The 710-nt window shown below is 68.0% G+C and carries 1 pseudogene; it reads left to right on the top strand.

Going from position 1 to position 710, the window contains the following annotated elements:
- Positions 1-426, top strand: a pseudogene (locus QMX80_RS19225) (beta-ketoacyl-ACP synthase I); the annotation flags it as partial.
- Positions 427-710 lie beyond the last annotated feature (284 nt).

The raw sequence follows: 710 nt of genomic DNA, 5'->3' as shown, positions 1-710 counted from the left end.
TCCGACGGCGCCGACATGGTGGCGCCGTCTGGCGAAGGCGCAGTGCGCTGCATGAACATGGCGCTGGCTGGTCTGGATCGGCCGGTCGACTACCTCAACACCCACGGCACCTCGACGCCGCTGGGCGACATCACCGAGCTGGGTGCGGTGCGGGAGGTGTTCGGCGACAAGCTGCCGCCGATCTCCTCGACCAAGGCGCTGTCGGGCCACTCGCTGGGCGCCGCGAGCGTGCACGAGGCGATTTTCTGCCTGCTGATGATGCGTGACGGTTTCATGGCCGGCTCGGCGAACATCGAGACGCTGGACGCGCGTGCCGAAGGCTTCCCGATCCTGCGGCAGTCGCAGGAAGCGAAGCTGGATACGGTGATGTCCAACAGCTTCGGCTTTGGCGGCACGAACGCGACGCTGGTGTTCGGCCGGGCGTGACCTTCGCGCTCGAGCGGTGGGGATTGAAGCAACGGCGCCTTTTGGCGCCGTTGTCGTATGTGAGGGACGGGGATCGAGCCGCCTTCCCAGCTGCGCGCCCATGCTCACCCTTCACTTGCCAGGAGCCTGTTCCGACCCGGCGGCCATGCCTGTAGGTGCTGGCTGCAGGCCCGGGTCATTCCCTGCCCTCAGGGGGCGGCGTGCACCGTCGCAGCGCTCTCCTGCTGGCACGAGGACCCCCACGTAGCGCGTCAGCACGAGGCGGACATCCAGCTGCTGGAGCG

Origin of the sequence: Stenotrophomonas sp. PS02297 (assembly GCF_029959705.1) — a bacterium.
Taxonomy (GTDB): domain Bacteria; phylum Pseudomonadota; class Gammaproteobacteria; order Xanthomonadales; family Xanthomonadaceae; genus Stenotrophomonas; species Stenotrophomonas nitritireducens.
This window is presented reverse-complemented; position numbering and strand designations above follow the sequence as displayed.